Genomic DNA, 24,660 nt, shown 5'->3' with positions numbered 1-24,660 from the left:
TATTTATAATCTAATATTAGTTTATCGATAGATTGGAACGATGAGACTTTGATAGACAAAGCTTTCGTCGGCTCATCTCTATGGTTTGGACACAATGTATGTCAGTTAGATTGGAGTGAATGTATTGCGTAAACTATTTTTTATTTGCCTTGCAGTCTTGATGGCTATACCCCTGTTATTGACTCAGGCAAAGGCGGCTAATCTTGAGGATGCTCGATGGGTGACAAGAACGGATGCACCAGCACCATACGTACGTATAGTTATGGATTTATCCACGCCTGTAAAAGCGTCCGCATCGATTAGCAAGGATGGGAAAACGACGACGGTCACCTTGAAAAACACCAAGTTGAAAACAGCGAAACGGAATATTACGATGGATTCCAGTATTGCTAATTCAGCTCAATTTTCTCAAGTGGGTAAAGACGTAACCGTAACGATTACAACACCTTCTGCCCTTGATACGGGTGATGTAAAAGTCTTTTCTTTGAAAAAAGATACGGTTAATAAGAAGCCGTATCGCATCGTTGTAGATGTACAAAAGAAAGGGATCGCATCTAAGCCTGCTTATTATGGCAAGAAGCCGTCACCTTCCGCACATCCGGCAAAGAATTTGCCTGGTGGTTCCGGTAAGTACTCTACATCGGGAGGTCTTTCCGGTAAAACTATTACTATCGATCCAGGTCATGGTGGTAGTGATCCGGGTGCTATCGGTCCTCATGGGGTACAAGAGAAGAATATCACATTGCCGGTTTCCAAATATTTGAAAGCCGCTTTGGAATCTCGTGGTGCCAAGGTTGTTATGACTCGTACATCCGATGTGGATGTATATGGTCCTAATGCGAGCGGTGTTGATGAATTGGGTGCTCGTGTTAATGTTGCGAATGCTAATAATTCCGATGCATTGGTTAGTGTTCATATCAATTCGTTTAATAATCCAAGTGTTGGTGGTATTGCAACATACTATTATAGTAAGACTGGTAATGACTTGCGATTGGCTCAAAAGGTACAATCTCAAATTGCTAATGCTCCTGGTTTTGGCGGAGATCGCGGCAGTCAAGAAGGCAACTTATATGTATTGAGACATTCTAATATGCCTGCAATTCTTGTTGAACTCGGTTTCATTTCAAATCCTAATGAAGAAAAGGCATTACAATCGCCACAAACACAAGAGGATTTTGCAAAACGCATTGCCAATGGTATTGCGAGCTACTTTGGAGGTTAATGGATGAAGTTACGTAAGCAAGTTTTATCGATCCTCTGTATTGGCATTCTCGCTTTTGCTGCAGGCTGTGGACCGGAACAATCACCGACTCCAGGTAAAAGTGAACCTGTACAGGAGTCAAAGATAAATAAGGATGCAGAAACAACAAAAACATCGAATGAGAAGGTAAAAATGGTATTCTATGTTCCTACGGAAGATGGCTCCGGTGTCAAACAGAAAACTGTTGATACGGAAGCTAATAAGGTAACTCCAAAAGCAGCATTACTTGCAATGCTGGAATCCGATCGAGCGCAACAGTATCCGGTATTCTCCAAGGATGTGGAAATCAATTCTGTTACGGTCAAGAACGGTATTGCTTCTGTTGAGGTCAATAAAGCCTTTGTTGCAGCCAAAGGTGGAGATTTAACAGTTAAATTACAAATGGCGGCGATTGTTAATACGTTGACGTCATTTGATAATATTAACGGTGTTCTCTTTGTATCCGACGGGAAAAAGGTGGATACGATAGGCGGTTTTGATACAAGCGAACCGGTAAAACGAATGAATGATCTTATTAAAAAATAATAGGAATCAGCACAAAATAGCAGGCAGTCGATAACATATCGACTGCCTGCTATTTTTGTTGACTTTATTATATGTTACAATACAAAGAGTACAGTAATCGGAAATTAGGTGATGGGATGCAATTAAAACAGATAGGAGAATTTAATTTCATACGTCATATTCAGAGTGATACCATTTATAATCCGGATACGGTAATTCAAGGTATTGGTGATGATTGTGCCATTTACAATACTTCTGAGCATGTGAATCAGTTAATCAGTACGGATACAATGGTGGAAGGGATTCATTTCAGCTTTCACTATATGATGCCCTATGATGTGGGATATCGCCTCATGTCAGCTAATTTAAGCGATATTGCTGCAATGGGGGGGACGCCTAAGCAAGTGGTTTTGTCTGTAGCTGCACCGGGTCATATAGATACGGATATATTGGATGAAATTTATAGAGGTATCAAAGATCAATGTAAGAAGTATGGTGTTAATATCTTAGGAGGCGATACAGTACGTATCGAAGGATCTATGGTTTGGACAGTAACCATTATCGGTGAAGTACCGCAAGGTTGTGCCGTATTACGTAGCGGAGCTCAAATCGGCGATGTGGTGGGCGTGACCAATTATCTAGGATATGCCGCCACCGGATTGAGTGCACTTATGTATTCACTGGATGGATATACTATGACCAAGATCGGTCATCAACGTCCTGAACCACAGGTTTTTCTGGGACAGAGATTGCGAGATCTTGGGGTTCACAGTATGAATGATATCAGTGATGGCCTTGCCAGTGAGCTTAATGAAATTGCATCGGCCAGCTCCGTATCAATTGTTATTGAGGAAAAGGCGATTCCTTTACATAAGGAAACATATGCCTTAGCTGAACATCTACAGACTAATCCCGAGGATTATGCACTGTATGGAGGGGAAGATTTTCAGCTTGTCTTTACTGCACCGAAATCTTTAGTTCCTCAATTACAGGATATGGATGGTATTTCATTAATTGGTGAAGTTTTGTCGGGACCGGCCATGGTGCAGATGGTGACGCCGGATAAAACGATTACAACTATTGAAGCGAAAGGATATAATCATTTTCATGAATCATAAAGCGCGGGTTCAATTGGAAACTCATTCGGTAGAAGATACACAGGATTTTGGTAAAAAACTGGGGAAATGGTTAAGCAAAAAAAAAGAGCCCTTATGCGTAGCACTCGTCGGTGATCTGGGTACAGGCAAGACTCATTTGGCGCAAGGTATTGTTCAGGGATTCGGTGTAACGGAAGAGATTACAAGCCCCACCTTCGCAATTATGAACTCATATATCGCAGGGTCCGGCCCTTTATATCATTTTGATGTGTATCGCTTAGATGATGTAAGTGAACTTGAAAACATCGGATTTTATGAATATACAGAGGATCAGATATCTATTGTAGAATGGGCGGACAAGTTTCGTGATGAATTACCGGATGAAACTTTGTGGATCAATTTAAAGACCATCGATGATATGAGTCGCTTGATTATACTTGATAGCAATTATCTTGAAATGGATGATTTGTTGGAGATAGGAGGCCATTATGTGGTTGGGAATTGAAACTAGCTCTCTTGTTTCCAGTGTTGCATTAATGGATGAAGAACGCCTTGTGGGTGAACTAACCGTACAAGCCGGATTGACTCATTCCGAACAGTTGGTGCCGCATATCGATATGCTTTTACAATTGACACAGGTGACAAAAGATATGTTGAAAGGAATAATGGTTAGTATCGGGCCCGGATCTTTTACGGGGCTGCGAATTGGTATGGGAACAGCGAAGGCGATGGCCTATGCCTTGCAGATTCCCTTGTATGGCGTTATGACTATGGATAGTCTGGCTCATAATATTCCATATACGGATTATACAATCTGTACTGTTGTGGACGCCCAAAAAAAACATGTCTATGCAGCCCTATACCATTATGAGGCAAATCGTTTACTTCGCATCGAAGATCCTTTTGTTGTTGAAGCTGCAAATTTGATTAATCGTTTTAGAGATTATAAGGAGAAGGTTATTTTCATCGGGGACGGTATCAAGCGTATCGAAAAACTGTTAGATGAAAGTGATTCAAACTGCACGATTGCCGATATAATGAGAAGGATTCCTAAGGCGAGCTCCTTATTGTTGGCCGGAAAAGAATTGGCGCGTAAGAATCTTATATCGGATCCGATGGATATGGTGCCTTATTATATCCGTCGCTCCGAGGCTGAGGTTTTATGGGAGGAACGCCATAAGGATAACCAGGATATGCTATCTCAAAATCCTTCTGTTATCGTGACGGAAGCGGCAGGGGCAGAATGATGGATATTCGAATGGCTACCATAGAAGATGCACAGGCTATCTATGAAATTGAACAGGTATCTTTTTCTGTTCCATGGAGCTTAGAGTCTGTTACGTCTGAGTTGGACAAAACATCGAATAAGCTGTATATGGTGCTGATAGAAAATGACCGAATTATCGGATATGGCGGTGTTTGGCTTATTTATGATGAAGGACAGATTACGAATATCGCCATTATCCCCGAAGCTCGGTGCAAGGGCTACGGTACTCAATTGATGGAACGTTTAATTGATGCATGTGTTAAGCGAGGGATGCAGGAAATCTTTCTGGAGGTCCGAATTTCAAACTTATCGGCCTTGGCTATGTATAGAAATTTAGGATTTACTGTAAAGGGTATACGCAAAGACTATTATTCGGAACCTAAGGAAGATGCATATATCATGTCTCTCGTTACAAAGGAAATATAATGAGTATATATACATTAGCATTGGAAAGCAGCTGTGATGAAACATCGGCGGCAGTCCTCAAAGATGGTCGCACCGTTTTATCGAATGTTATATCCAGTCAAATTCCAATACATAGAAAATTTGGCGGCGTTGTACCTGAAATTGCTTCCCGCCATCATATCGAACAGGTAATCCCTGTCATTGATCAGGCCTTAAAAGATGCAAAGATTACTTTGAAAGACATTGATCATATCGGTGTGACATATGGTCCCGGACTGGTTGGTGCTTTGCTGGTCGGTGTTGCAGCGGCAAAGGGATTATCCTTTGCAACAGGAATCCCCTTGGTGCCGGTACATCATATGGAAGGGCATATTTTTGCTAATTTTCTTGCCAATCCTGATCTGGAACCGCCGTTTTTAAGTCTCGTTGTATCCGGTGGACATACGATGCTCGTTCATGTGAAAGGGTATGAAGAATTTTATATTTTAGGACAAACCCGGGATGATGCAGCGGGCGAGGCGTTTGATAAAATTGCTCGCGTAATGGGTTTTCCTTATCCGGGAGGACCTCATATCGATGCTCTTGCCGTTACAGGCGATGAAAATGCTGTTGAGTTTCCGAAGGCTTTGAGCGAACCCGGAAATTTTGAATTCAGTTTTAGCGGTTTAAAGTCTGCGGTCCTCAATTATCTCAACAGCAAACAGCAGAAAGACGAGCCTGTTAACCAAGCGGATGTGGCGGCATCCTTTCAAAAAGCCATCGTTGATGTACTGGTGGAAAAGACGAAGGATGCGGCACATACATTGGGGGAAACTCGCATCACTATTGCCGGCGGAGTATCCGCAAATAAAGGTTTGCAGAGCGCATTAGAAAACATGTGTCACAAGGAAGGGTTCCTTTATTATAAACCTAACAAGATTTTATCCACGGATAATGCGGCTATGATTGGATGTAGAGCCTATTATATGGCTAAGGCCGGGAAATTCAGCGATCTTACATTAAATGCGAAACCGAGTGTTGAAATAGGTTATGTGTCTTGGAAAGAGGATTAATTGTGGATATCGATCAGGATATTTTGAATGAAACCCCATTGGGACCATCACAAACAGCATTACTTGAGCATATCAGCACACTTATATCCTTTGGCGAATCTGTAACCCGTCAAAGGATACAGATTTTTACGCCACTTTTAAAATCCTATTATGAGGACATCCATAAGGACGGTATTAATATGCTCTGTATCATGCGTAATGATACGGAGATTGTGACGCGTCGGACAAAGAGTTCCTATTTATGGCGGAATATGTTTGATAAGGGGTGCCCTCAATGTGGAACCGCTGAAGCAAGCCGCGAACATGTTTTTCCCATTGTTGATAATGGGGGGCGGATCATCGGAGGTATTTCATTTACCTTATCTACCTCCGTTCAACCTGATCAATTTGAACGGGAGTATATATTATCGGATACGATGCATCGGCTCATGTTGACTGCGACAGATGAACAGATACAGTTCTATGAACCTATATCGTATCTGGACGGACTTATCATATTTGATCATACTAATACAATTATTTACGGCAATGAAGCCGCCTTACAGCTGGTCGATATATTGGGATTTAATCGTCGTCTCATCGGTTCATCAATTTACGGGGGGGCCTTAAAAATCTCCGCTATACAGCAGGTATTAGAGAACAGGACTGTATACACCAGTGAAGAAATCTATCAGGATATGGTCATTCGTCAGCATATGATTCCTATCGCCATGGGTCGTAATGAAACGAGGTGTTTTTTAGTTCTCCATGATTGCACCCATGAAAGTAAACAGCAGCAGGAGTTGCTCGTAAAAAATTCTATCATTAAAGAAATTCACCATCGTGTAAAAAATAATCTGCAGACGGTAGCCGGGCTTTTGCGTATGGAGGCCCGCCGGTCGAATTTACCGGAAGTAAAACAAGCTTTGCAGGAAGGAATCAATCGCATTGAAAGCATGGCATTAGTTCATGATATAGTGTCACATTATGATGAGGATTATATCGGTGTACGTTCCATATATGATGAGTTGTGTCGATTGCTAAGACTCAGTATGGTCCGTCATAATCAAATGGTAACCTTTACTTATGAGGGAGCAGATATATTAATTTCCTCATATGTGGCGAGTTATGTGTCACTCATTATTAATGAATTGATTACCAATAGTCTGGAACATGGTTTAGACGGTGAAAGCGGAAATATTCATTTAGCCGTTGATGAAACGGATGATGACATCATCATGACCTTCAGTGACGACGGTCGTGGATTGCCGGAAGATTTCGATATAGTTTCTAATAAGCGATTAGGATTGACAATTATTAATAATCTGGTCACCCATGAATTAAAAGGATCTTTACGCATAGCGAATTCACAAAAAGGTGTGACTGTTACGATTCATATGAAAAAGGAGAAATAAATGCGCATAGCTATTGTAGACGATGAATCCCTTATTCGTATGGATTTACGGGATATATTGGAGTCTCAAGGCCATGAAGTGGTAGGGGAAGGCTCCAATGGAATAGAAGCGATTCAATTATGCAAAGATCATCATCCTGACATTATTTTAATGGATGTAAAAATGCCTGAGTTGGACGGTATCGAGGCGGCCCGACAAATCGGTTTTCATCATTATGCACCGGTTGTGTTACTCACGAGTTATAGCCAACAGGATTTAATTGATAAAGCCCGTGAATCGGGGGTGTACGGTTATTTAATCAAACCGTTGCGGGAGGATCAGTTGATGCCTACCTTGGAAATGGCGTTAGGACGTTTTAAATCCGATGAAAGTTTAAGGAGGCAGATGGTTCAATTGGAACAATCCTTGGAGGAGCGCAAGCTTATTCAAAGAGGAACGGGCATTCTTATGGAGCTATATAAAATTTCCGAGGAAGAAGCCTATGGACGTATACGAAGCCTAAGTATGAAGCAACATATGTCTATAGTAAAAACCTGTCAATGTATTATTGAACAAGTTAATAAATCAGGAAAAACCTAAATAGTCAAAAAATCAAAATAAAGTCTTGCAATTATTTTAAGTTAGGTTATAATAATACTTGTAATTAGCACTCGATGTCTTTGAGTGCTAACAGGTGAATGAGATAAAAAAGGAGTGACATCATATGTTAAAACCATTAGCTGATCGTGTTGTTATTCGTTTAGTAGAAAAAGAGGAAAAAACGAAGAGCGGTATTTTTCTTCCCGATACAGCAAAAGAAAAACCTCAAGAAGGTGAAGTCGTAGCTGTAGGTTCCGGTAAACTATGTGACAATGGTCAACGTGTAGCTCCGGAAGTTAAGGTTGGCGACCATGTTATGTTCGCGAAATATGCCGGTAGCGAGTTAGAAATCGACGGCGCTACTCACTTGATTATCAGTGAACGCGATATTCTAGCAATATTATAATAGGTTAAAATAATAGGTTAAATATTTATTAGAAGCGTTATATTTGAGTATTCATATAGCGCTTTCACAGATATATATTTCTATTGCATTGGATAGTCCAATTATGTAGGAGGTAATACATATGGCAAAAGAAATCTTGTTTAACGAAGAAGCTCGTCGCGCTTTAGGCCGCGGCGTTGATCAATTGGCAGATGCTGTAAAGGTTACATTGGGACCTAAAGGCCGCAATGTGGTATTAGATAAAAAATTCGGTTCTCCCACAATTACAAATGACGGTGTAACGATTGCCCGCGATATTGAGTTACCGGATCCATTTGAAAATATGGGGGCTCAACTGGTAAAAGAAGTTGCTACCAAAACTAATGATGTAGCAGGGGACGGTACTACGACTGCCACGGTATTGGCTCAAGCCATGATTCAAGAAGGTATGCGTAATGTAGCAGCCGGTGCTAATCCGATGATTTTGAAAAAAGGTATTGAAACCGCTGTAAAAACATTGGTGGATGAAATCAAAAAACGCTCCATCAAAGTTTCCGGAAAAGCGGAAATCGCTCAAGTTGCAAGCGTATCCGCTGCAGATGAAGAAATCGGCGGTTTGATTGCGGAAGCAATGGAAAAAGTCGGTAACGACGGCGTTATCACTGTTGAAGAATCCAAAGGTTTACAAACGGCTTTAAACGTAGTAGAAGGTATGCAATTTGACCGTGGTTACATTTCTCCATACATGGTAACCGATCCTGACCGTATGGAAGCTGTTATGGATAATCCATATATCTTGATTACGGATCGTAAGATCGGTGCTATTGCGGATATGTTACCAACACTTGAAAAAGTGGTAAAAGTAGGTAAAGAACTTCTTATTATCGCTGAAGATGTAGAAGGTGAAGCATTGGCTACATTGGTAGTAAACAGATTGCGTGGTACATTTAAAGCGGTAGCTGTTAAGGCTCCTGGCTTTGGCGACCGTCGTAAAGCTATGCTTGAAGATATCGCTATCTTAACAGGTGGTACCGTAATCACTGAAGATATGGGGCGTAAACTTGACTCCGTAGAGCTTGAAGATCTTGGTACAGCTCGCCAGGTTCGCATCAGTAAAGATGAAACGACGATTATCGATGGCGTAGGTGATAAGGACGCAATCGCTCAACGTGTTAGCCAAATCCGTGCACAATTGGAAGAAACGACTTCCGAATTTGACCGTGAAAAATTACAGGAACGTCTTGCTAAATTGTCCGGCGGTGTAGCTGTTATCGAAGTAGGTGCTGCTACAGAAGTTGAAATGAAAGATAAAAAACTCCGCATCGAAGATGCATTGAATGCCACACGTGCCGCTGTTGAAGAAGGTATCGTAGCCGGTGGGGGTACCACATTCATCGATATCATCCCTGCATTGAATACATTGGAAGCGACCGGTGATGTTCAGACTGGTATTAACCTTGTAAAACGCGCTGTAGAGGAACCAGTTCGCCAAATCGCATACAATGCAGGCCTTGAAGGCTCCGTGGTCGTTGAAAAGGTTAAAAATACAGAGGCAGGTATCGGTTTCAATGCATTGACTGAAGAATATGTAGATATGGTAAAATCCGGTATCGTCGATCCTGCGAAGGTGACACGTTCAGCACTTCAAAATGCCGCATCTATCGCATCATTAGTTTTGACTACAGAAACTATTGTTGCTGATAAGGTAGATGAAAATGCTGCAGCACCTGCAATGCCTCCTATGGGTGGTATGGGCGGTATGATGTAATCAGCTGCTAAAACTTTCTAGTCAATTTTACAATAACCCTAATGAATTAAGATTTCTATACTCTTAAATTCATTAGGGTTATTTTTGATTTTCGATGTATTAGTCGAATAATTTTGATTGTAAATTCTTGCGTTAATAATTAACATCGATAAAATTGATTTTGAAAGGTTAGTATGTTATAATTCTATAGAATTTTATATGAGTCTTGTTTGACAAGTAGCACTATTTTAATATATACTTGGTATATTGAAATTTATCTATATAATAGAGAAAGAGGTGTTACTGTGTTAAACTTTATATTCAAAAGTAAACCTAATTATATTAACTTTGGCTTGTTTATCTATCGATTAGCATTGGGGATTTCCATGTTTTATCATGGCTATTTAAAATGGCTTAGCGGCTCTCAAGGATTATACAAGGTAGGTGCCATGCTGGCTCCTTTAGGTGTATCCGGCGGCTATGAAATGCTGGGAACTGCGGCTGCACTTGCTGAAATGATTGGCGGTATTCTTATTGCGGTAGGATTATTTACACGTATTGGTGCTATTCTGCTTGTAGGCACTTTAGCAACGGCTACCATTATTAATCTGAACGGCAGTTTCTTTGGCTGGGACTATCCGTCTCAACTTGGTTTCGGCGCCATTATGTTGTTCTTTGCCGGTGCAGGTCGCTATAGTTTAGATAAAGCTTTATTTAAATAATAATTGGGATATAAAGGCTCATCATGTTGATGAGCCTTTTATTTTATAGAGAGGTTATTATGAATACGAAAACAGTTCCGTTTACAGCTGAACAGTTGGAAGCCATTATCGCTGACTATCCAACACCTTTCCACATCTATGATGAGGAAGGCATTATTAACAATATGAAATCTTTCATCCATGCATTTTCCTGGAACAAGGGGTTCAAACAGTACTTTGCCGTAAAAGCTACCCCGAATCCATATATTATGCGACTGTTGCAAAATTTGGGTGTCGGTGCGGATTGTTCCTCGCTGGCGGAGTTATTGCTGTGTGAAAAGGTGGGCATAAAGGGTCACGATATTATGTTCACATCCAACGATACGCCATATGTGGAATATAAAAAAGCATTGGAGTTAGGAGCTATTATCAATCTAGATGATATTACACATATAGAATATCTTGAAAAGAATCATGGGTCTTTACCCGACACATTTTGTGTACGCTATAATCCGGGTCCTTTGAAAGAAGGCGGTAATACAATTATCGGTCTTCCCGAGGAAGCTAAATACGGTATGACCCGTGATCAAATATTTGAGGCCTATGAGCAATTACAGGCGAAAGGTGTTAAACATTTCGGCTTACATACGATGGTTGTGTCCAATGAATTGGATATTGACGGCCTTGTAGGTACTGCGGAAATCTGCTTTAATCTTGCTGTAGACATCAAAGACAAACTTGGCATTGATGTCGAGTTTATCGATCTTGGCGGCGGTGTAGGCGTTGCGTATAAACCGGAGGACACACCTGTTGACTTTGAACGGTTAGGCCAACGTATTCATGACGCATATGACAGGATTATAAAAGGCAATGGTCTCAATGATATCGCCTTGGCATATGAATGCGGGCGCATGGTAACAGGCCCATTCGGGTACCTTGTATCTACAGCAATTCATAAGAAGGATATATATCGTCATTATATCGGGCTTGATTCCTGTATGGCCGATCTTATGCGTCCGGCATTATACGGATCATATCACCACATTACAGTCATGGGTAAGGAAAATGAACCAAAGGATCATGTATATGATGTGACAGGATCATTGTGTGAAAATAATGATAAATTTGCTATCCAACGGAAATTGCCTAAAATCGATATAGGTGATCGTATCATAATTCATGATACGGGGGCGCATGGACATTCGATGGGTTTTAACTATAATGGTAAATTGCGCTCAGCGGAATTACTCCTGCATAAAGATGGTTCTGTTACGCAAATCCGTCGTGCCGAAACATATGATGATTTATTCCGTACATTAGATTTTTCCAAGTTATAATTTAATATTGAGAATCGAATAGGATGAGAACGAATACTAATAAAAACGTATCAATATATGTAATACTTGATATTCTTTTAATTCCAGTATATTTTAGTAGGAATATCTTGCTATCATTTAGATAAGAATGTATAATGAGTGTAGATTGTTATGCACACACTTGCTAAGTTGGCGAGAAATACGGCGGTATCCACGTTAGTGCGTACCGCCTTTTTATATGTGTCATTATATATGTTTTACATAAAATAGATGTATATATCCTGTAATGGCAATATACATAATAAGAAGGAGTGAACATTTTGGCTGAATTACTTCAGGTAAAAGACTTAAAGGTATCTGTCGAAGAGAAACAGATCTTGAAGGGTATCAATTTAACAATTAATAAGGGTGAAATTCATGTCGTAATGGGGACAAATGGTGCCGGCAAGTCCACCTTGGCCAATGCTATTATGGGAAATCCTACCTATACAGTGGACGAGGGTTCTATCATTTTTGACGGTAAGGATATTACGGAAGATGCCGTAAATGATCGCGCCAAAGCAGGTATCTTTATGTCCTTTCAGAATCCTATTTCCGTTCCGGGGATTACTGTAGAAAATTTTATCCGTACAGCTAAATCCACAATTACAGGTGAGAACGTACGGGCGTTGGCGTTCAAAAAAGAGCTGAAAACCAAGATGGATGAATTATCTTTTGATACATCTTATGCACAACGTTATGTAAATGAAGGGTTTTCCGGCGGTGAACGCAAGAAGAATGAAATCCTTCAAATGTCCATTTTGAATCCTAAATTGGCGATTCTTGATGAAACCGATTCCGGTCTTGACGTAGATGCGGTTCGTATCGTATCTGAAGGGGTACAGCGCTTTCACAATGAAGATAATGCTGTATTGATTATCACGCATCATAACCAAATTTTACAAAAATTGAAACCTGATTTTGTTCATGTTTTAATCAACGGTAAAATCGTTAAAACCGGGGATGCTTCTCTCGTGCGTGAAATCGAAGAAAAAGGTTATGACGCATACAAATCATTAGCATAGGAGGCACTATGGAACAAAGAAAGAAAACCCAAGTGGCGGATATGGACCGCGGTGTCTACGATATAAAGAATGACTTTGAATATTCTTATATTTCGGATACCGGTTTGACGGAAGATATCATCCGGGAAATTTGGGCCAATAAAAATGAACCTGAATGGATGCTCGAATTCCGTTTGAAGTCCTTGGAGATTTATAATCGCATGGGAATTCCTAACTGGATTCCCGATATTTCCGGCTTGGATATGGCAAATATTCACACCTATGTTAAGCCGAAAGTTGATATGAAAGAAAACTGGGATGAAGTTCCGGAAGAAATTAAAAGCACATTTGACCGCTTAGGTATTCCTGAAGCGGAAAAAACATCTCTTGCAGGTGTAGGTGCTCAGTATGACTCAGAGGTTGTATACCACAGTATTCAAGAAGATCTTGTTAAACAGGGGGTTATATATACCGATATTGAAACGGCTCTTCATGAACATGAAGAAATCGTAAAAAAATACTGGATGACCTTGATTCCTCCTACGGACCATAAATGGGCGGCCCTTCATGGCGCCGTGTGGTCAGGCGGTTCCTTCGTATACGTTCCGGCCGGCGTACAGGTAGATATTCCCTTGCAGTCCTACTTCCGTTTGAATGCGCCGGGTGCAGGTCAATTTGAGCATACGATGATCATCGTGGAGGAAGGTGCAAAGCTTCACTTTATAGAAGGTTGTTCCGCTCCTAAATATGATGTATCCAATCTTCATGCGGGCGCAGTTGAATTGTTCGTTAAGGATAATGCTACATTGCGTTATTCTACAATTGAAAACTGGTCTAAAAATATGTATAATCTCAACACGAAACGTTGTGTTGTAGGCAAAGGCGGGACAATTGAATGGGTTTCCGGTTCCTTCGGATCCAAGGTATCCTGCTTGTATCCGATGAGTATTCTAAATGGTGAAGGTGCTCATGCGGAATTTACGGGTGTAACATTTGCCGGTGAAGGACAATTCCTCGATACAGGATGTAAAGTGGTTCATAATGCACCATATACGACAAGTAATGTAAACTCTAAATCCATTTCCAAATCCGGTGGCGCTGCAATCTACCGCGGCCTTTTGAAAATCGGTCCAAAGGCGGAACATGCAAAGGCTACTGTTTCCTGCGAATCGTTAATGCTTGATGCTGAATCTCAATCGGATACAATCCCGGCTATTATCGTTGAAAACGATAATGTGGATTTAGGTCATGAAGCTAAAATCGGTCGTATTTCCGATGAGGCGATTTTCTATCTCATGACTCGCGGTATCAGTGAAGAAGAAGCTCGGGCAATGCTTGTTCGAGGCTTCGTTGAACCGATTTCCAAAGAATTGCCGCTTGAATATGCAGTTGAAATGAACAATCTAATCAACCTTGAATTAGAAGGTTCTATCGGTTAAGGAGGAATTATGAGCGAATTACTATTTAATGTACTCCCTAGACCGACATTCAGATGGTTGCGCGTCAATCATACTGTAGGATCTTTGGCGGGAGAAGACAAAGCTGTACAATCGATCGCTGTAGAGGCGAATAAAAATATATTTTCACCACTGTCAAAAGGAACACCATTGATGAATGGTTCTTATGAAGGTGCTAATCGAGAAGCGGTACAGGAACTAGTCGATAACGCGGAAGGGTATGCTATTCATATTCCTGCAAATGCTAAAGAGCTTGTGGGTATCCGTATCGATGCATCTCAACGCGTGGCGAATCGCTTTCAGTTTATCGTCGAAAACGGCGCTGAATTAGAAGTTCAATTTTATGTAACCGGTTCCGGCCATGAGTTGATAAATGTTAGTTACTTGAGTGAATACGATGTAAAAGACTCCGCTAAGGTTGTAGTGAAAAAGGTGAATCTTTTACCTGAACATGTACAACATATCGAACATCGCTATACTAAATTAGAAGACCGAGCCGATGTGGAATATATCAATATCGAAATCGGCGGCAGTGAAAACTTCTTGAATTACTATCATGATTTAGTGGGACAGGAATCTCACATCGTTCACGATATTGCTTATCTTGGTAATAAAGAGCAGAAATTCGATATTGCCATGGTGATGAGCCATGGCGGCAAGAAATCTTTCAGCGATATTCATAATTTAGGTGCCCTCAGCGGTAATGCTAAAAAATCATTCCGCGGCACACTGGATTTCCTTAATGGAGCCACTGCATCTGAAGGTGCGGAAGAAGATACATGCTTATTGTTAGATCCGACTGTAAAATCGGTTTCTTTGCCGCTCTTGTTGTGTAAAGAAGATAATGTAGTTGGTAATCATGCGGCGAGTGCAGGTCAAATCGACCATAATAAATTGTTCTATCTTATGAGTCGCGGTTTTAGTGAAACTGAAGCGAAGCATATCATCGTAGAATCTATGATTCGTCCGATTATAGACCGTATTGGTGATGAAGCGATTGAAGAAGCGGCATTAGCGGCTGTACGTAATAAAATTTAAAGAGGCGTTTTATGAGACCTATTGCAGAAGCATATAAAGATTTTCCTATATTACATAAAGAGCATAATGGACACCGCGTAATTTATTTAGATAGCGGTGCGACCGCACAAATTCCACAAGTTGTAGTGGACCGTATTGTTGAACACATGACACAGCATAACGGTAACCCTCATCGCGGTTCTCATATTTTGGCTATCGAAGCATCCGAAGCTTATGAGAATGCTCGTGATCGAGTGGTGGAATTCATCAATGCCCGTGAACGGGAAGAGGTCATTTTTACCCGCAATAGTACGGAATCGATGAACTTGATTGCCCACAGTTACGGCCTTCATAATGTAAAAAAAGGTGATAAAATCATCATTACCGTTGCGGAGCATCATGCTAATCTCGTTACATGGCAATATGTGGCCGAACAGACAGGGGCTACATTGGAATATATGTATCTTGATGAAAGCGGACATTTGAAGGACGGTGAAATCGATAAGATTGATGAAACCACTAAAATCGTTGCTTTTGCGCATATAAGTAATGTGCTCGGTATGGAGTTTCCTGTGAAAGAATTGACGGAGAAAGCCCATTCGGTCGGGGCTGTTGTCGTCCTTGACGGGGCACAATCCACACCGCATAAGAAAATCGATGTACAAGCGTTAGATTGCGATTTCTTTGTATTTTCAGGACATAAGATGTGTGCCTCTCAAGGCATTGGTGTATTATACGGCAAGCGTGATCTGTTGGAAGCGATGCCTCCATTCCTTTTGGGCGGGGACATGATTGAGTATGTAAAAGAGCAGACTACGACATTTAACGAATTACCTTATAAGTTTGAAGCCGGCACACCGAATGCGGACGGCGCGGTGTCACTTCATGCCGCCATTGATTATCTTGAATCCTTCGGTATGGATGCTATCGAGGCTTATGAAGAGGAATTGGTTTCCTATATCTTACCTAAGATTGTGGAATTACCTCATGTTCATGTAATCGGATCCCAAAATCCTAAGGAAAAACACGGCGTAATTGCTTTCACCGTAGATGATGTGCATCCTCATGATGTAGCAACTATTCTGGATTCAAAGGGAATTTGCGTACGTTCCGGTCATCATTGTGCACAACCTTTGGGCGCATTCTATAATGTGTCCGCATCCACACGGCTAAGTATGTACTTGTATACGCGTAAGGAAGATTTGGATGCTTTCCTTGACGTATTGAAGACTGTTCGTTCAGTCATGGGCTTTAAAGATTAGGAGAAGCGATCAATGGAAATGGATCAACTCTATACGGAACTTATTTTGGAACATAATCAGGATAAGCGTAATAAACGTGAATTATCTAAATTTACAACATCCGAGCATGGGCATAACCCAAGTTGCGGTGATGATTTAACACTGCAGATCAATGTAGAGGATGGCATCATTAAAGATGCGGCCTATACGGGCTCCGGTTGTGCAATCAGTCAGGCTTCCGCATCAATGATGATTGATATTATCAAAGGTAAATCTGTAGAGGAAGCATTACGGTTGGTAGAGATTTTCTTGGGCATGATAAAAAAAGAAGTGACCGATGAGAATGAGTTGGAAGAATTAGAAGATGCGATGGCATTGCAAAATATTTCTAATATGCCGGCACGCGTTAAATGTGCTGTTCTTGCATGGCATACATTAAAAGAGGCTCTAAAGAAATAATATGAAGAAGACGATATTGTTTGATTTAGATGGGACATTGACGGACTCTCAGGAAGGGATTCTGACAAGTGTAAAATTTGCGTTAAACCATTTCGGTTATCCGATTCCGGATGAGCAAACATTGCTTCTGTTTTTAGGACCGCCGTTGGTAGATTCTTTTCAGGAACATTGTGGATTAACTCATGAGCAGGCCGAAGAAACATATAAGAAGTTTCGTGAACGCTATGGTACAATCGGTAAATTTGAAAATAAAGTGTATCCCAATATCGTAGACTTGCTCGCTAAATGTCAGGCGGAACAGTATACCATTGTTCTGGCTACGGCAAAACCGGAACATTTTGCAAAAGAGATATTAGACCATTTTGAATTAACACCTTACTTTGATGTGATTGTTGGTGCTGATTACGAATCCGGTCTACTACATAAGAAAGAAATTCTCGAAAAGGCTCTTGCCCTTTGCGGTAATCCGCTAACAGATACAAATGGTCGCAGACTGGCGTTCATGGTAGGTGATAGAAAATACGATATTGAAGCAGCCAATGAACTTGGTTGCATTTCTATCGGTGTCACTTACGGTTACGGTACGGAAGCGGAACTGAAAGAAGCAGATGCGGAATATCTTTGTGATGATGTAGATGAAATCGCTCAAGTACTCGATCTGGAAGAGATGCTTGTGCGTAGATAATTAAAAAGAAAAGAGATTGTTACCTGTTGGGTAGCAATCTCTTTTTGCATATTGAAACGATTTTATTTATGTAATCCGCTTTTCTTTGCGATGGTTTTTATCATCTTAGCGCTTTGTTTTTTTAGCTTTCCACCGGTTTGCTTTAATTGAATACGGGTGCGTGATACGCGGCCCAGTGTGGTGATTTTTGTTTTTCGACGAGGCTTCATATCTCGTTCATTGCCGAAATCTCCACGTTGCACACTCGTCGCCTTGACCTTTTCCGCTCTGAAAGATTTGCGCAATGCTTTCATGATCAGCGTGAGCGGCAAAGATTGTTCAAATGAATATAAATCTACGGCTACATAGCCCAATGCAGGATAGGTATGCAAGGTAAAATGAAAATTAGGTGCCACAGAAAGAAGGGCAATTTCTTCATCCATAACTTGACAACTGATTTCATCCACATCGATATCCGCCAGATCAAATGCGGTAGCTACGCTTTCCTGTACAGAGGTTGCTGATGAGATTGCATCTTCATCACAGGAATATAAATCAATTAATAGTTCTTGTCCTAATGCTTCTGTCATGGTACACCTTCTTTCAAAATATATCTTATATATTATACATATTATTTCCGTATAAGTCTATTTAATATAGAAGGTCAAAAAATATCTGACCTTTATTGACAAAGGTCAAATAGTCAAATATAATAGAATTATCGTAAAGAGCAAAAAGACAAAGAGGTGTTATAAATGAGTATGATAGCTGATAAAATAGAAAAATTTATATTAGAAAAAATGAGACAGGAACAGGAAAAGCTGATTTTAAAACGAAACGAGTTGGCCGATGAGCTGAATTGCGCACCATCCCAAATCAGTTATGTGTTGAATACACGATTTTCCAATGAACGAGGTTTTGATGTCGAATCGAGACGCGGTTTAGGTGGTTATATACGCATCACAAAATTAAATCAGAACCAATCGGACTCGTTGCCGGCCGTAACGACATATCGTATTTATGAAGGGCCTAATACAGTGGAGCGCCTGATCGATATACGCGATGTAGACCAGTCTTTGTTCCAATTACTTCAGGCGAATAAGATTACGAATCGAGAAGCGCAGATTATGCATAATTCCTTTGCCACATTGATTGAGCATGTGGATATTGAAAATAGAAATGAAGCAATTCGTCAATTATACGCCACCATGGTGGACGCATTGCGAAAGGAGTGATGATCCATGTTGTGCGATCATTGTAAAAAAAATGAAGCTACTGTTCATATGACAAATATCATAAATAATAAAAAGACAGAACAGCATTTGTGCAGTTCGTGTGCTAATGAGTTACAGCAGGAAGGAAAATTGTCTCCGTATAGCTCGTTTATGAATGATATGTGGGATAACAGTTTCTTTACGAATGATTTCTTCAAGAATATGGTATATCCTGACAGCCTGTTGAAATCACATCAGTCAAAGCGTTGTCCGCAATGCGGTATTACATATGATGAATTCAATCACGTCGGTAAATTCGGCTGTGGACAATGTTATGACACGTTTAGCGATGAAATTGAACCGTTGTTACGACGGTTGCAGGGCAGTTCCGATTATGAGGGCTCCGTGCCTAGTCGGGGGACAAATGTATTCAAGGCTAAACATGAAGTTAAGAGATTGCGTCATCAACTGGATAATGCAGTACAAGCGGAAAACTTTGAAGAAGCAGCCGTATTGCGGGATAAAATTAAAAATTTGGAAAGCATTATTGATGGACATAAGGAATAAGGAAAGATATTATGATAGATACTATATTAGACTCTCCGTTAAGTCAATGGTTACGTCATGATTCTAAGGAGTCGGATCATATCGTTATTTCCAGCCGGATTCGGCTCGCGAGAAATTTTGAGGGCTTATTATTTACAAATCGCAACGATCAATCATCTTTAGAAAAGGTTAATGCCATTTCACGCGGTTTGTTACAACCTTTGAAAGAGGCGGATGGACATCAATATTCCAATATCAGTCTTGAACAGTTGAGTCAGCATGAGAGAGCTGTGCTGGTTGAAAAGCATTTAATGAGTCCGGCTTTAGAAGAACGGTTGCCCTATCGTGGCTTACTCGTTTCCGATGATGCGTCCATCGTCATTATGGTTAACGAGGAAGATCACTTACGGATTCAATCTATGACTCCGGGCTTGAATGTACAACAGGCTTATGATCATGCTGTGCAAATCGATAAAGCCATCGAGGCAAAACATCCCTATGCGTTTGATGAACGCTTCGGTTACTTGACGGCGTGTCCTACTAATGTGGGAACCGGATTACGGGCTTCCGTTATGTTGCATTTACCGGCGTTGACCATGTCCGGACGAATCACGCGCCTTGTGCGCAGTATCGTTCAGTTGGGGTACTCCGTACGAGGTCTTTATGGTGAAGGTTCCGATGCATTAGGTAATATCTACCAGATTTCCAATCAACGTACGATGGGAATCAGTGAAGAATCCACCATTGAACAGCTTTTAAAAATCGTGGAGGGGATTATTGCGGAAGAACGTAAATCCCGTCAAGCGCTGATGCATAATGATAAAGAATCCTTAGAGGATGTGCTATGGCGTTCATATGGCGTTCTGCAATATGCGCGACGGGTCAGCGGTAAGGAGGCTTTAACAAAGCTCAGCGATATTCAATTAGGTGTTGATTTAGGCATTCTACCTGATTGGGGGAATGATACGTTTAATGAACTAGTATCGATTACACGTCCCAATTTTCTCTGTAAATATGCGGGTAGTGAAGAATTAAGTGATTTAGAACGTGATAGTTATCGGGCTAAGGTGATTAGACAGAAACTTTCACAATAATAAAATGTGCGGAAATAATATAAATAACGTACACGTACAAATAATATAATATCAAATAATATAATATACAGAATAATTTATATATCGATGATGTTTATCAGTAACATTATCGTTTCTATAGATGTATGTCGAATAGGCATAAGAAATCCCGATTAAGTTTGGGATGATATTTTATAAAGAGAATGTTAAATTAAAAATGATAGATGAGGTGATATTTATGATGCAACGTTTTACGGATGATGCACAACGGGTTCTTTCCTTCGCTCAGGAAGCAGCCTTGGAATTAGGCCACGATTATGTGGGAACAGAACATATACTCGTAGGACTTACCAAGGTGAAAAACGGTGTTGCCGCAAAAGCGCTTAACGATTTAGGTGTAACGACGGAGGATGTACTTGAAGACGTAGTCGAACAAGTGGGACGCGGAAATAAAGAGCCTAATTCCGTATATATGACACCTCGTGTTAAACATGTGCTGGAACTTGCCATTGAAGTGGCGAACCGCATGAATCATAACTATGTAGGCACGGAGCATATTCTGTTGGGCTTACTCAGCGATGGTGGCGGTGTAGGTATCGCCATCTTGCGGGATATGAATATCCGTAACAATGATGTGGTTGATGCTATTCGCAAAATTCTCGGATCCGCACAAGGCGGGGAACAGGGCGGTCAAGATGGCGCTAATAGCAATGGTCAACTTGGCGATTTGGCCGATTTTGCCACAGATCTTAATGAGTCGGCAAAACAGGGTAAAATCGATCCTGTTATCGGACGTGATAAAGAAATTCAACGTGTCATTCAAATTCTTAGTCGCAGAACCAAAAATAATCCTGTCCTTATCGGTGAACCGGGCGTAGGTAAAACGGCGATTGCTGAAGGGTTGGCACAACGTATCGTCAATGGTAATGTGCCTGAAATTTTGCGTAATAAACGCATCATTTCTCTCAGTATTAGTGCCATGCTCGCAGGCGCAAAATACCGCGGTGAATTTGAAGAACGGTTGAAAAAGGCCATCGATGAGGTGCAAAAACATGATGATATGATTGTCTTCATCGATGAAATCCATACCTTGGTCGGTGCCGGTGCAAGTGAAGGCGCTATGGATGCGGCGAATATTTTAAAACCGGCCTTGGCACGTGGTGAATTCCAGGTTATCGGTGCCACAACACTTGATGAATATAAGAAGCATATTGAAAAGGATGCGGCTTTAGAACGTCGTTTCCAACCTGTTCAGGTGGGGGAACCGTCTGAAGAGGATGCTTTGGAAATATTAAAGGGCTTACGGGATCGTTATGAAGCATTCCATAAGGCTAAGATTACCGATGAAGCCTTGGAAGCAGCCGTTACATTATCGAGTCGATATATTACGGACCGTTTCTTACCTGATAAAGCCATTGATGTGGTTGATGAAGCGGCATCCAAGGTGCGTATGAAGGTATTCTCCGCGGCTCCTGATGTCAAGGCTTTGGAAGATCAGCTTAACAATGTAAAGAAGGAAAAAGAAGCGGCTGTAACGGCGCAGGACTTCGAAAAGGCTGCCAAGCTTCGCGATGAAGAACAACGCATCGCAAAGGAAATCGATGATAAGAAATCGGAAGCTAAAGAGACAAGCGACAAGAAGTTAGTTGTTACAGAAGAAGATATTGCGGCTGTAGTAGCGCAATGGACGGGCATTCCCGTTTCAAAAATTGCGGAAGAAGAGTCACAAACCTTACTTCATTTGGAGGATGAACTTCATAAACGCGTTGTCGGTCAGAACGATGCGGTTACAGCTGTAGCTAAGGCTGTACGTCGTGCGAGAGCGGGTCTTAAAGATCCTAAACGTCCTATCGGGTCCTTCTTATTCTTAGGCCCAACGGGCGTAGGTAAAACCGAATTGGCGAGAGCTTTGGCGGCGTCGTTATTCGGGGATGAATCGGCCATGATTCGACTTGATATGTCGGAATATATGGAAAAACATACCGTATCGCGCTTAGTCGGTGCACCTCCGGGATATGTAGGATATGAAGAAGGCGGTCAATTGACTGATGCCGTTCGTCGTAAACCATATAGCGTTATCTTGCTCGATGAAGTAGAAAAAGCTCATGCGGACTTTTTCAATATCTTGTTACAAGTTCTTGATGACGGTCGACTTACAGATAGTCAAGGTCGTACAGTGGACTTTAGAAACACCGTTATCATCATGACAAGTAATTTGGGGGCTAAAGCGTTACAGAAGGATTCCCCGGAATTGGGCTTCTTGGCGGCAAAGAAAACGGATGCTGTGGTAAATGAAAAGAAACCGATCGATTTTGAGGAAGCTAAGAAAGCTGTTCTGGATGCGGTAAAACGTCATTTCAGGCCGGAATTCTTGAATCGTATCGATGAAATGATTGTATTCCATCCATTGACAGAGTCAGATTTGGAACAAATTGTTACGATTTTGATGAGCAGTGTTAAAAAACGTCTTGAAGAACGCGATTTACATTTGGATATTACATCGGAAGCAATGAAGTTACTTGTGAAAGAAGGTTCCGATTTCGCTATGGGTGCTCGTCCTTTGAAACGTGCTATTCAACGTTTGATTGAGGATCCTGTATCCGACCTTATCTTGAAAGGCGAAGCTGTGGAAGGCACGACTATCAAGGCGGATGCCAAAGGTGACGAAATTGTTGTGACTGTATAATGTAATCCGATAGATTATGCGGTTATTTATAAGCTTTCATATAAAATATAGAGCTTAAATGGTATACTATTAGATGATAATAGTTGACCACTTGTAGTAAAATTATGCACAAAGGTCATGAATGATTATCATTCATGACCTTTTTTATATCTATCGTGAAAGTATCTGAGGGATTATGGCAAAAGCAAAATCTGTATTTTTCTGTCAAAATTGCGGAGCTGAATCGTCAAAATGGATGGGACGATGTCCGCAATGCGGTGAATGGAATACTCTGGTTGAGGAAATTGTAAAAGAAACGAAGCATAGCCGTACGCCGGGGCGCAGCATCGGACAGCAGTCCGTAAAACCGACGGCATTACCGGATATCGAGCTATCCTCCATTGCGCGCATATCGACGACCTTTTCTGAAATCGATCGCGTTTTAGGGGGCGGTATCGTACCGGGTGCATTGATGCTGCTCGGTGGGGATCCGGGTATCGGTAAATCGACTTTACTTTTACAGGTATCACAGCAAATTGCCGATACGGTGGGAACCGTTCTGTATGCATCTGGAGAAGAATCACAATTACAGCTGAAATTACGTGCAGAGAGATTACATATCAACGGTGAACGATTACAGGTCATAGCGGATACCGATTTGGATCATATTCTGGATCAAGCGGATTCATTGATGCCGTCATTACTCGTTATCGACTCTATTCAGACAATGTATACGGCGGATATTGACGCCGCACCCGGCAGTGTCAGTCAAGTGCGCGAATGTACATCACGCTTACTCAGGTTCTGTAAAGAACGCAACATTCCGACCGTTATCATCGGACATGTAACAAAGGATGGAAACATTGCAGGACCTCGAATGCTGGAGCATATGGTTGATGTAGTACTTTACTTTGAAGGCGAACGATCGTATCAATTCAGAATTTTGAGATCCATTAAAAATCGTTTCGGTTCCACATCCGAAACGGGAATCTTTGCTATGGTAGAAGAGGGGTTACAGGAATTATCCAATCCATCTGCCTCTTTACTGGCGGAGCGCTCCGATGAAGAAAGCGGCAGTGCCGTTATGATTTATCTTGAAGGGGTTCGCCCGATTTTAGTGGAGGTGCAAAGCTTAGTGGTGACTACCGCATTCGGTATGCCGCGAAGGACGGCTATCGGCTATGATTTAAATCGACTCATCGTATTGCTGGCGGTCCTTGAAAAACGTTGCGGTTTTACACTTGGTAATAAAGATGTATATGTAAACGTCATCGGAGGTCTCAAGGTAAATGAACCGGCCTGTGACTTATCTATGGCTGTGGCGATTGTGTCTAATTTAAAAAATCGCATTGTACCGACAGATATGGTTATACTCGGTGAAGTAGGTCTGACCGGCAATGTTAGAAGCATACCGCGCATCGAACAGCGCATCAACGAGGCGAAGAAATTAGGCTTTACTAAGTTTATTATTCCTGACGGTAATTATAAACAGATCAAGGATAATGATAAATCCATTCAGATTCGCGGCGTCAAATCTATTACAGAAGCGATGCAGCTGGTATTTTCTTAATTA

General features: G+C 41.2%; 25 protein-coding genes. 24 read left to right on the top strand and 1 reads right to left on the bottom strand.

Annotated elements, in window-relative coordinates:
* Nucleotides 1-124: 124 nt before the first annotated feature.
* The 19 genes from HMPREF1521_RS02200 (at nucleotide 125) to HMPREF1521_RS02110 (ending at nucleotide 17,610) form a co-directional block, all read left to right on the top strand.
* The gene (locus HMPREF1521_RS02200; protein ID WP_038115277.1) at nucleotides 125-1,222 is read left to right on the top strand and encodes an N-acetylmuramoyl-L-alanine amidase; all 1,098 of its coding nucleotides are present in this window, start codon (nucleotides 125-127) and stop codon (nucleotides 1,220-1,222) included.
* Between the two features lie 3 nt (nucleotides 1,223-1,225).
* On the top strand, nucleotides 1,226-1,786 hold the full coding sequence (locus HMPREF1521_RS02195; RefSeq protein ID WP_038115274.1) for a GerMN domain-containing protein: 561 nt from the start codon (nucleotides 1,226-1,228) through the stop codon (nucleotides 1,784-1,786).
* A 116-nt stretch (nucleotides 1,787-1,902) separates the two neighbouring features.
* The gene (thiL, locus tag HMPREF1521_RS02190; RefSeq protein ID WP_038115272.1) at nucleotides 1,903-2,883 is read left to right on the top strand and encodes a thiamine-phosphate kinase; all 981 of its coding nucleotides are present in this window, start codon (nucleotides 1,903-1,905) and stop codon (nucleotides 2,881-2,883) included.
* Nucleotides 2,873-3,367 carry a tRNA (adenosine(37)-N6)-threonylcarbamoyltransferase complex ATPase subunit type 1 TsaE gene (tsaE, locus tag HMPREF1521_RS02185; RefSeq protein WP_038115269.1) on the top strand — a complete coding sequence of 165 codons (495 nt, stop codon included), beginning with the start codon at nucleotides 2,873-2,875 and terminating at the stop codon, nucleotides 3,365-3,367. The genes thiL and tsaE overlap by 11 nt, the downstream gene beginning before the upstream one ends.
* Nucleotides 3,351-4,109 carry a tRNA (adenosine(37)-N6)-threonylcarbamoyltransferase complex dimerization subunit type 1 TsaB gene (tsaB, locus tag HMPREF1521_RS02180; RefSeq protein ID WP_038115266.1) on the top strand — a complete coding sequence of 253 codons (759 nt, stop codon included), beginning with the start codon at nucleotides 3,351-3,353 and terminating at the stop codon, nucleotides 4,107-4,109. Before tsaE ends, tsaB begins: the two co-directional genes overlap by 17 nt.
* Complete coding sequence (rimI, locus tag HMPREF1521_RS02175; RefSeq protein ID WP_038115263.1) at nucleotides 4,109-4,555, top strand: ribosomal protein S18-alanine N-acetyltransferase; 447 nt, start codon at nucleotides 4,109-4,111, stop codon at nucleotides 4,553-4,555. The genes tsaB and rimI overlap by 1 nt, the downstream gene beginning before the upstream one ends.
* Nucleotides 4,555-5,586: a tRNA (adenosine(37)-N6)-threonylcarbamoyltransferase complex transferase subunit TsaD gene (gene tsaD, locus HMPREF1521_RS02170; RefSeq protein WP_038115260.1), complete on the top strand. Its 1,032-nt coding sequence runs from the start codon at nucleotides 4,555-4,557 to the stop codon at nucleotides 5,584-5,586. The genes rimI and tsaD overlap by 1 nt, the downstream gene beginning before the upstream one ends.
* Before the next feature lie 2 nt (nucleotides 5,587-5,588).
* Entirely contained in the window at nucleotides 5,589-6,980 is a 1,392-nt protein-coding gene (locus HMPREF1521_RS02165) for a sensor histidine kinase (protein WP_038115259.1), read from the top strand.
* Entirely contained in the window at nucleotides 6,981-7,559 is a 579-nt protein-coding gene (locus HMPREF1521_RS02160; RefSeq protein WP_038115258.1) for an ANTAR domain-containing response regulator, read from the top strand.
* Between the two features lie 124 nt (nucleotides 7,560-7,683).
* Nucleotides 7,684-7,965, top strand: a complete 282-nt coding sequence (gene groES, locus HMPREF1521_RS02155; RefSeq protein ID WP_038115255.1) for a co-chaperone GroES — start codon at nucleotides 7,684-7,686, stop codon at nucleotides 7,963-7,965.
* 121 nt (nucleotides 7,966-8,086) lie between these two features.
* Nucleotides 8,087-9,712 (top strand): chaperonin GroEL, encoded by a 1,626-nt coding sequence (gene groL, locus HMPREF1521_RS02150; protein WP_038115252.1) that lies wholly within the window; start codon nucleotides 8,087-8,089, stop codon nucleotides 9,710-9,712.
* A 284-nt stretch (nucleotides 9,713-9,996) separates the two neighbouring features.
* A complete protein-coding gene (locus HMPREF1521_RS02145) occupies nucleotides 9,997-10,413 on the top strand; it encodes a DoxX family protein (RefSeq protein ID WP_038115249.1) in 417 nt (138 codons plus the stop codon).
* 59 nt (nucleotides 10,414-10,472) lie between these two features.
* Entirely contained in the window at nucleotides 10,473-11,729 is a 1,257-nt protein-coding gene (locus HMPREF1521_RS02140) for a diaminopimelate decarboxylase (RefSeq protein ID WP_038115246.1), read from the top strand.
* Nucleotides 11,730-12,028: 299 nt separating this feature from the next.
* Nucleotides 12,029-12,772 (top strand): Fe-S cluster assembly ATPase SufC, encoded by a 744-nt coding sequence (sufC, locus tag HMPREF1521_RS02135; RefSeq protein WP_038115244.1) that lies wholly within the window; start codon nucleotides 12,029-12,031, stop codon nucleotides 12,770-12,772.
* Between the two features lie 8 nt (nucleotides 12,773-12,780).
* Nucleotides 12,781-14,190, top strand: coding sequence for a Fe-S cluster assembly protein SufB (gene sufB / locus HMPREF1521_RS02130; protein WP_038115241.1), 1,410 nt, complete (start codon nucleotides 12,781-12,783; stop codon nucleotides 14,188-14,190).
* A 9-nt stretch (nucleotides 14,191-14,199) separates the two neighbouring features.
* Complete coding sequence (locus tag HMPREF1521_RS02125; protein WP_038115239.1) at nucleotides 14,200-15,246, top strand: SufD family Fe-S cluster assembly protein; 1,047 nt, start codon at nucleotides 14,200-14,202, stop codon at nucleotides 15,244-15,246.
* An 11-nt stretch (nucleotides 15,247-15,257) separates the two neighbouring features.
* The gene (locus HMPREF1521_RS02120) at nucleotides 15,258-16,487 is read left to right on the top strand and encodes a SufS family cysteine desulfurase (RefSeq protein WP_038115236.1); all 1,230 of its coding nucleotides are present in this window, start codon (nucleotides 15,258-15,260) and stop codon (nucleotides 16,485-16,487) included.
* 12 nt (nucleotides 16,488-16,499) lie between these two features.
* Nucleotides 16,500-16,925: a Fe-S cluster assembly sulfur transfer protein SufU gene (gene sufU, locus HMPREF1521_RS02115; protein ID WP_038115234.1), complete on the top strand. Its 426-nt coding sequence runs from the start codon at nucleotides 16,500-16,502 to the stop codon at nucleotides 16,923-16,925.
* A gap of 1 nt (nucleotide 16,926) precedes the next feature.
* A complete protein-coding gene (locus HMPREF1521_RS02110; RefSeq protein ID WP_038115232.1) occupies nucleotides 16,927-17,610 on the top strand; it encodes an HAD hydrolase-like protein in 684 nt (227 codons plus the stop codon).
* Nucleotides 17,611-17,672: 62 nt separating this feature from the next.
* On the opposite strand, the gene HMPREF1521_RS02105 is transcribed toward HMPREF1521_RS02110, so the two are convergent.
* Nucleotides 17,673-18,179, bottom strand: a complete 507-nt coding sequence (locus HMPREF1521_RS02105) for an S-adenosylmethionine decarboxylase family protein (RefSeq protein WP_038115229.1) — start codon at nucleotides 18,177-18,179, stop codon at nucleotides 17,673-17,675.
* 165 nt (nucleotides 18,180-18,344) lie between these two features.
* Between HMPREF1521_RS02105 and HMPREF1521_RS02100 the strand changes: the two genes are divergently transcribed.
* The 5 genes from HMPREF1521_RS02100 to radA all read left to right on the top strand — a co-directional run bounded on the left by HMPREF1521_RS02100 (nucleotide 18,345) and on the right by radA (nucleotide 24,657).
* Nucleotides 18,345-18,824: a CtsR family transcriptional regulator gene (locus HMPREF1521_RS02100; protein ID WP_038115227.1), complete on the top strand. Its 480-nt coding sequence runs from the start codon at nucleotides 18,345-18,347 to the stop codon at nucleotides 18,822-18,824.
* Nucleotides 18,825-18,830: 6 nt separating this feature from the next.
* The gene (locus HMPREF1521_RS02095) at nucleotides 18,831-19,370 is read left to right on the top strand and encodes a UvrB/UvrC motif-containing protein (RefSeq protein ID WP_038115225.1); all 540 of its coding nucleotides are present in this window, start codon (nucleotides 18,831-18,833) and stop codon (nucleotides 19,368-19,370) included.
* Between the two features lie 11 nt (nucleotides 19,371-19,381).
* Nucleotides 19,382-20,443 carry a protein arginine kinase gene (locus HMPREF1521_RS02090; RefSeq protein ID WP_038115221.1) on the top strand — a complete coding sequence of 354 codons (1,062 nt, stop codon included), beginning with the start codon at nucleotides 19,382-19,384 and terminating at the stop codon, nucleotides 20,441-20,443.
* 217 nt (nucleotides 20,444-20,660) lie between these two features.
* Nucleotides 20,661-23,108, top strand: coding sequence for an ATP-dependent Clp protease ATP-binding subunit (locus HMPREF1521_RS02085; RefSeq protein ID WP_038115218.1), 2,448 nt, complete (start codon nucleotides 20,661-20,663; stop codon nucleotides 23,106-23,108).
* A gap of 175 nt (nucleotides 23,109-23,283) precedes the next feature.
* The gene (gene radA / locus HMPREF1521_RS02080) at nucleotides 23,284-24,657 is read left to right on the top strand and encodes a DNA repair protein RadA (RefSeq protein WP_038115216.1); all 1,374 of its coding nucleotides are present in this window, start codon (nucleotides 23,284-23,286) and stop codon (nucleotides 24,655-24,657) included.
* Nucleotides 24,658-24,660: the final 3 nt, after the last annotated feature.

The organism is Veillonella sp. AS16 (assembly GCF_000517785.1).
Taxonomy (GTDB): domain Bacteria; phylum Bacillota; class Negativicutes; order Veillonellales; family Veillonellaceae; genus Veillonella; species Veillonella denticariosi.
Note: the sequence above shows the minus strand (reverse complement) of the source record. Positions and strands in the feature narration are given on the sequence as shown.

Bases quoted from the DNA above. Each gene is read 5' to 3' on its own strand.
- HMPREF1521_RS02085 (WP_038115218.1), top strand. From the start codon at position 20,661: ATGATGCAACGTTTTACGGATGATGCACAACGGGTTCTTTCCTTCGCT.
- tsaB (WP_038115266.1), top strand. From the start codon at position 3,351: ATGTGGTTGGGAATTGAAACTAGCTCTCTTGTTTCCAGTGTTGCATTA.
- rimI (WP_038115263.1), top strand. From the start codon at position 4,109: ATGGATATTCGAATGGCTACCATAGAAGATGCACAGGCTATCTATGAA.
- tsaE (WP_038115269.1), top strand. From the start codon at position 2,873: ATGAATCATAAAGCGCGGGTTCAATTGGAAACTCATTCGGTAGAAGAT.
- HMPREF1521_RS02090 (WP_038115221.1), top strand. From the start codon at position 19,382: ATGATAGATACTATATTAGACTCTCCGTTAAGTCAATGGTTACGTCAT.
- HMPREF1521_RS02125 (WP_038115239.1), top strand. From the start codon at position 14,200: ATGAGCGAATTACTATTTAATGTACTCCCTAGACCGACATTCAGATGG.
- HMPREF1521_RS02095 (WP_038115225.1), top strand. From the start codon at position 18,831: ATGTTGTGCGATCATTGTAAAAAAAATGAAGCTACTGTTCATATGACA.
- groES (WP_038115255.1), top strand. From the start codon at position 7,684: ATGTTAAAACCATTAGCTGATCGTGTTGTTATTCGTTTAGTAGAAAAA.
- thiL (WP_038115272.1), top strand. From the start codon at position 1,903: ATGCAATTAAAACAGATAGGAGAATTTAATTTCATACGTCATATTCAG.
- sufU (WP_038115234.1), top strand. From the start codon at position 16,500: ATGGAAATGGATCAACTCTATACGGAACTTATTTTGGAACATAATCAG.
- HMPREF1521_RS02100 (WP_038115227.1), top strand. From the start codon at position 18,345: ATGAGTATGATAGCTGATAAAATAGAAAAATTTATATTAGAAAAAATG.
- groL (WP_038115252.1), top strand. From the start codon at position 8,087: ATGGCAAAAGAAATCTTGTTTAACGAAGAAGCTCGTCGCGCTTTAGGC.
- HMPREF1521_RS02110 (WP_038115232.1), top strand. From the start codon at position 16,927: ATGAAGAAGACGATATTGTTTGATTTAGATGGGACATTGACGGACTCT.
- HMPREF1521_RS02195 (WP_038115274.1), top strand. From the start codon at position 1,226: ATGAAGTTACGTAAGCAAGTTTTATCGATCCTCTGTATTGGCATTCTC.
- radA (WP_038115216.1), top strand. From the start codon at position 23,284: ATGGCAAAAGCAAAATCTGTATTTTTCTGTCAAAATTGCGGAGCTGAA.
- HMPREF1521_RS02105 (WP_038115229.1), bottom strand. From the start codon at position 18,179: ATGACAGAAGCATTAGGACAAGAACTATTAATTGATTTATATTCCTGT.
- tsaD (WP_038115260.1), top strand. From the start codon at position 4,555: ATGAGTATATATACATTAGCATTGGAAAGCAGCTGTGATGAAACATCG.
- HMPREF1521_RS02120 (WP_038115236.1), top strand. From the start codon at position 15,258: ATGAGACCTATTGCAGAAGCATATAAAGATTTTCCTATATTACATAAA.
- HMPREF1521_RS02140 (WP_038115246.1), top strand. From the start codon at position 10,473: ATGAATACGAAAACAGTTCCGTTTACAGCTGAACAGTTGGAAGCCATT.
- HMPREF1521_RS02160 (WP_038115258.1), top strand. From the start codon at position 6,981: ATGCGCATAGCTATTGTAGACGATGAATCCCTTATTCGTATGGATTTA.
- sufB (WP_038115241.1), top strand. From the start codon at position 12,781: ATGGAACAAAGAAAGAAAACCCAAGTGGCGGATATGGACCGCGGTGTC.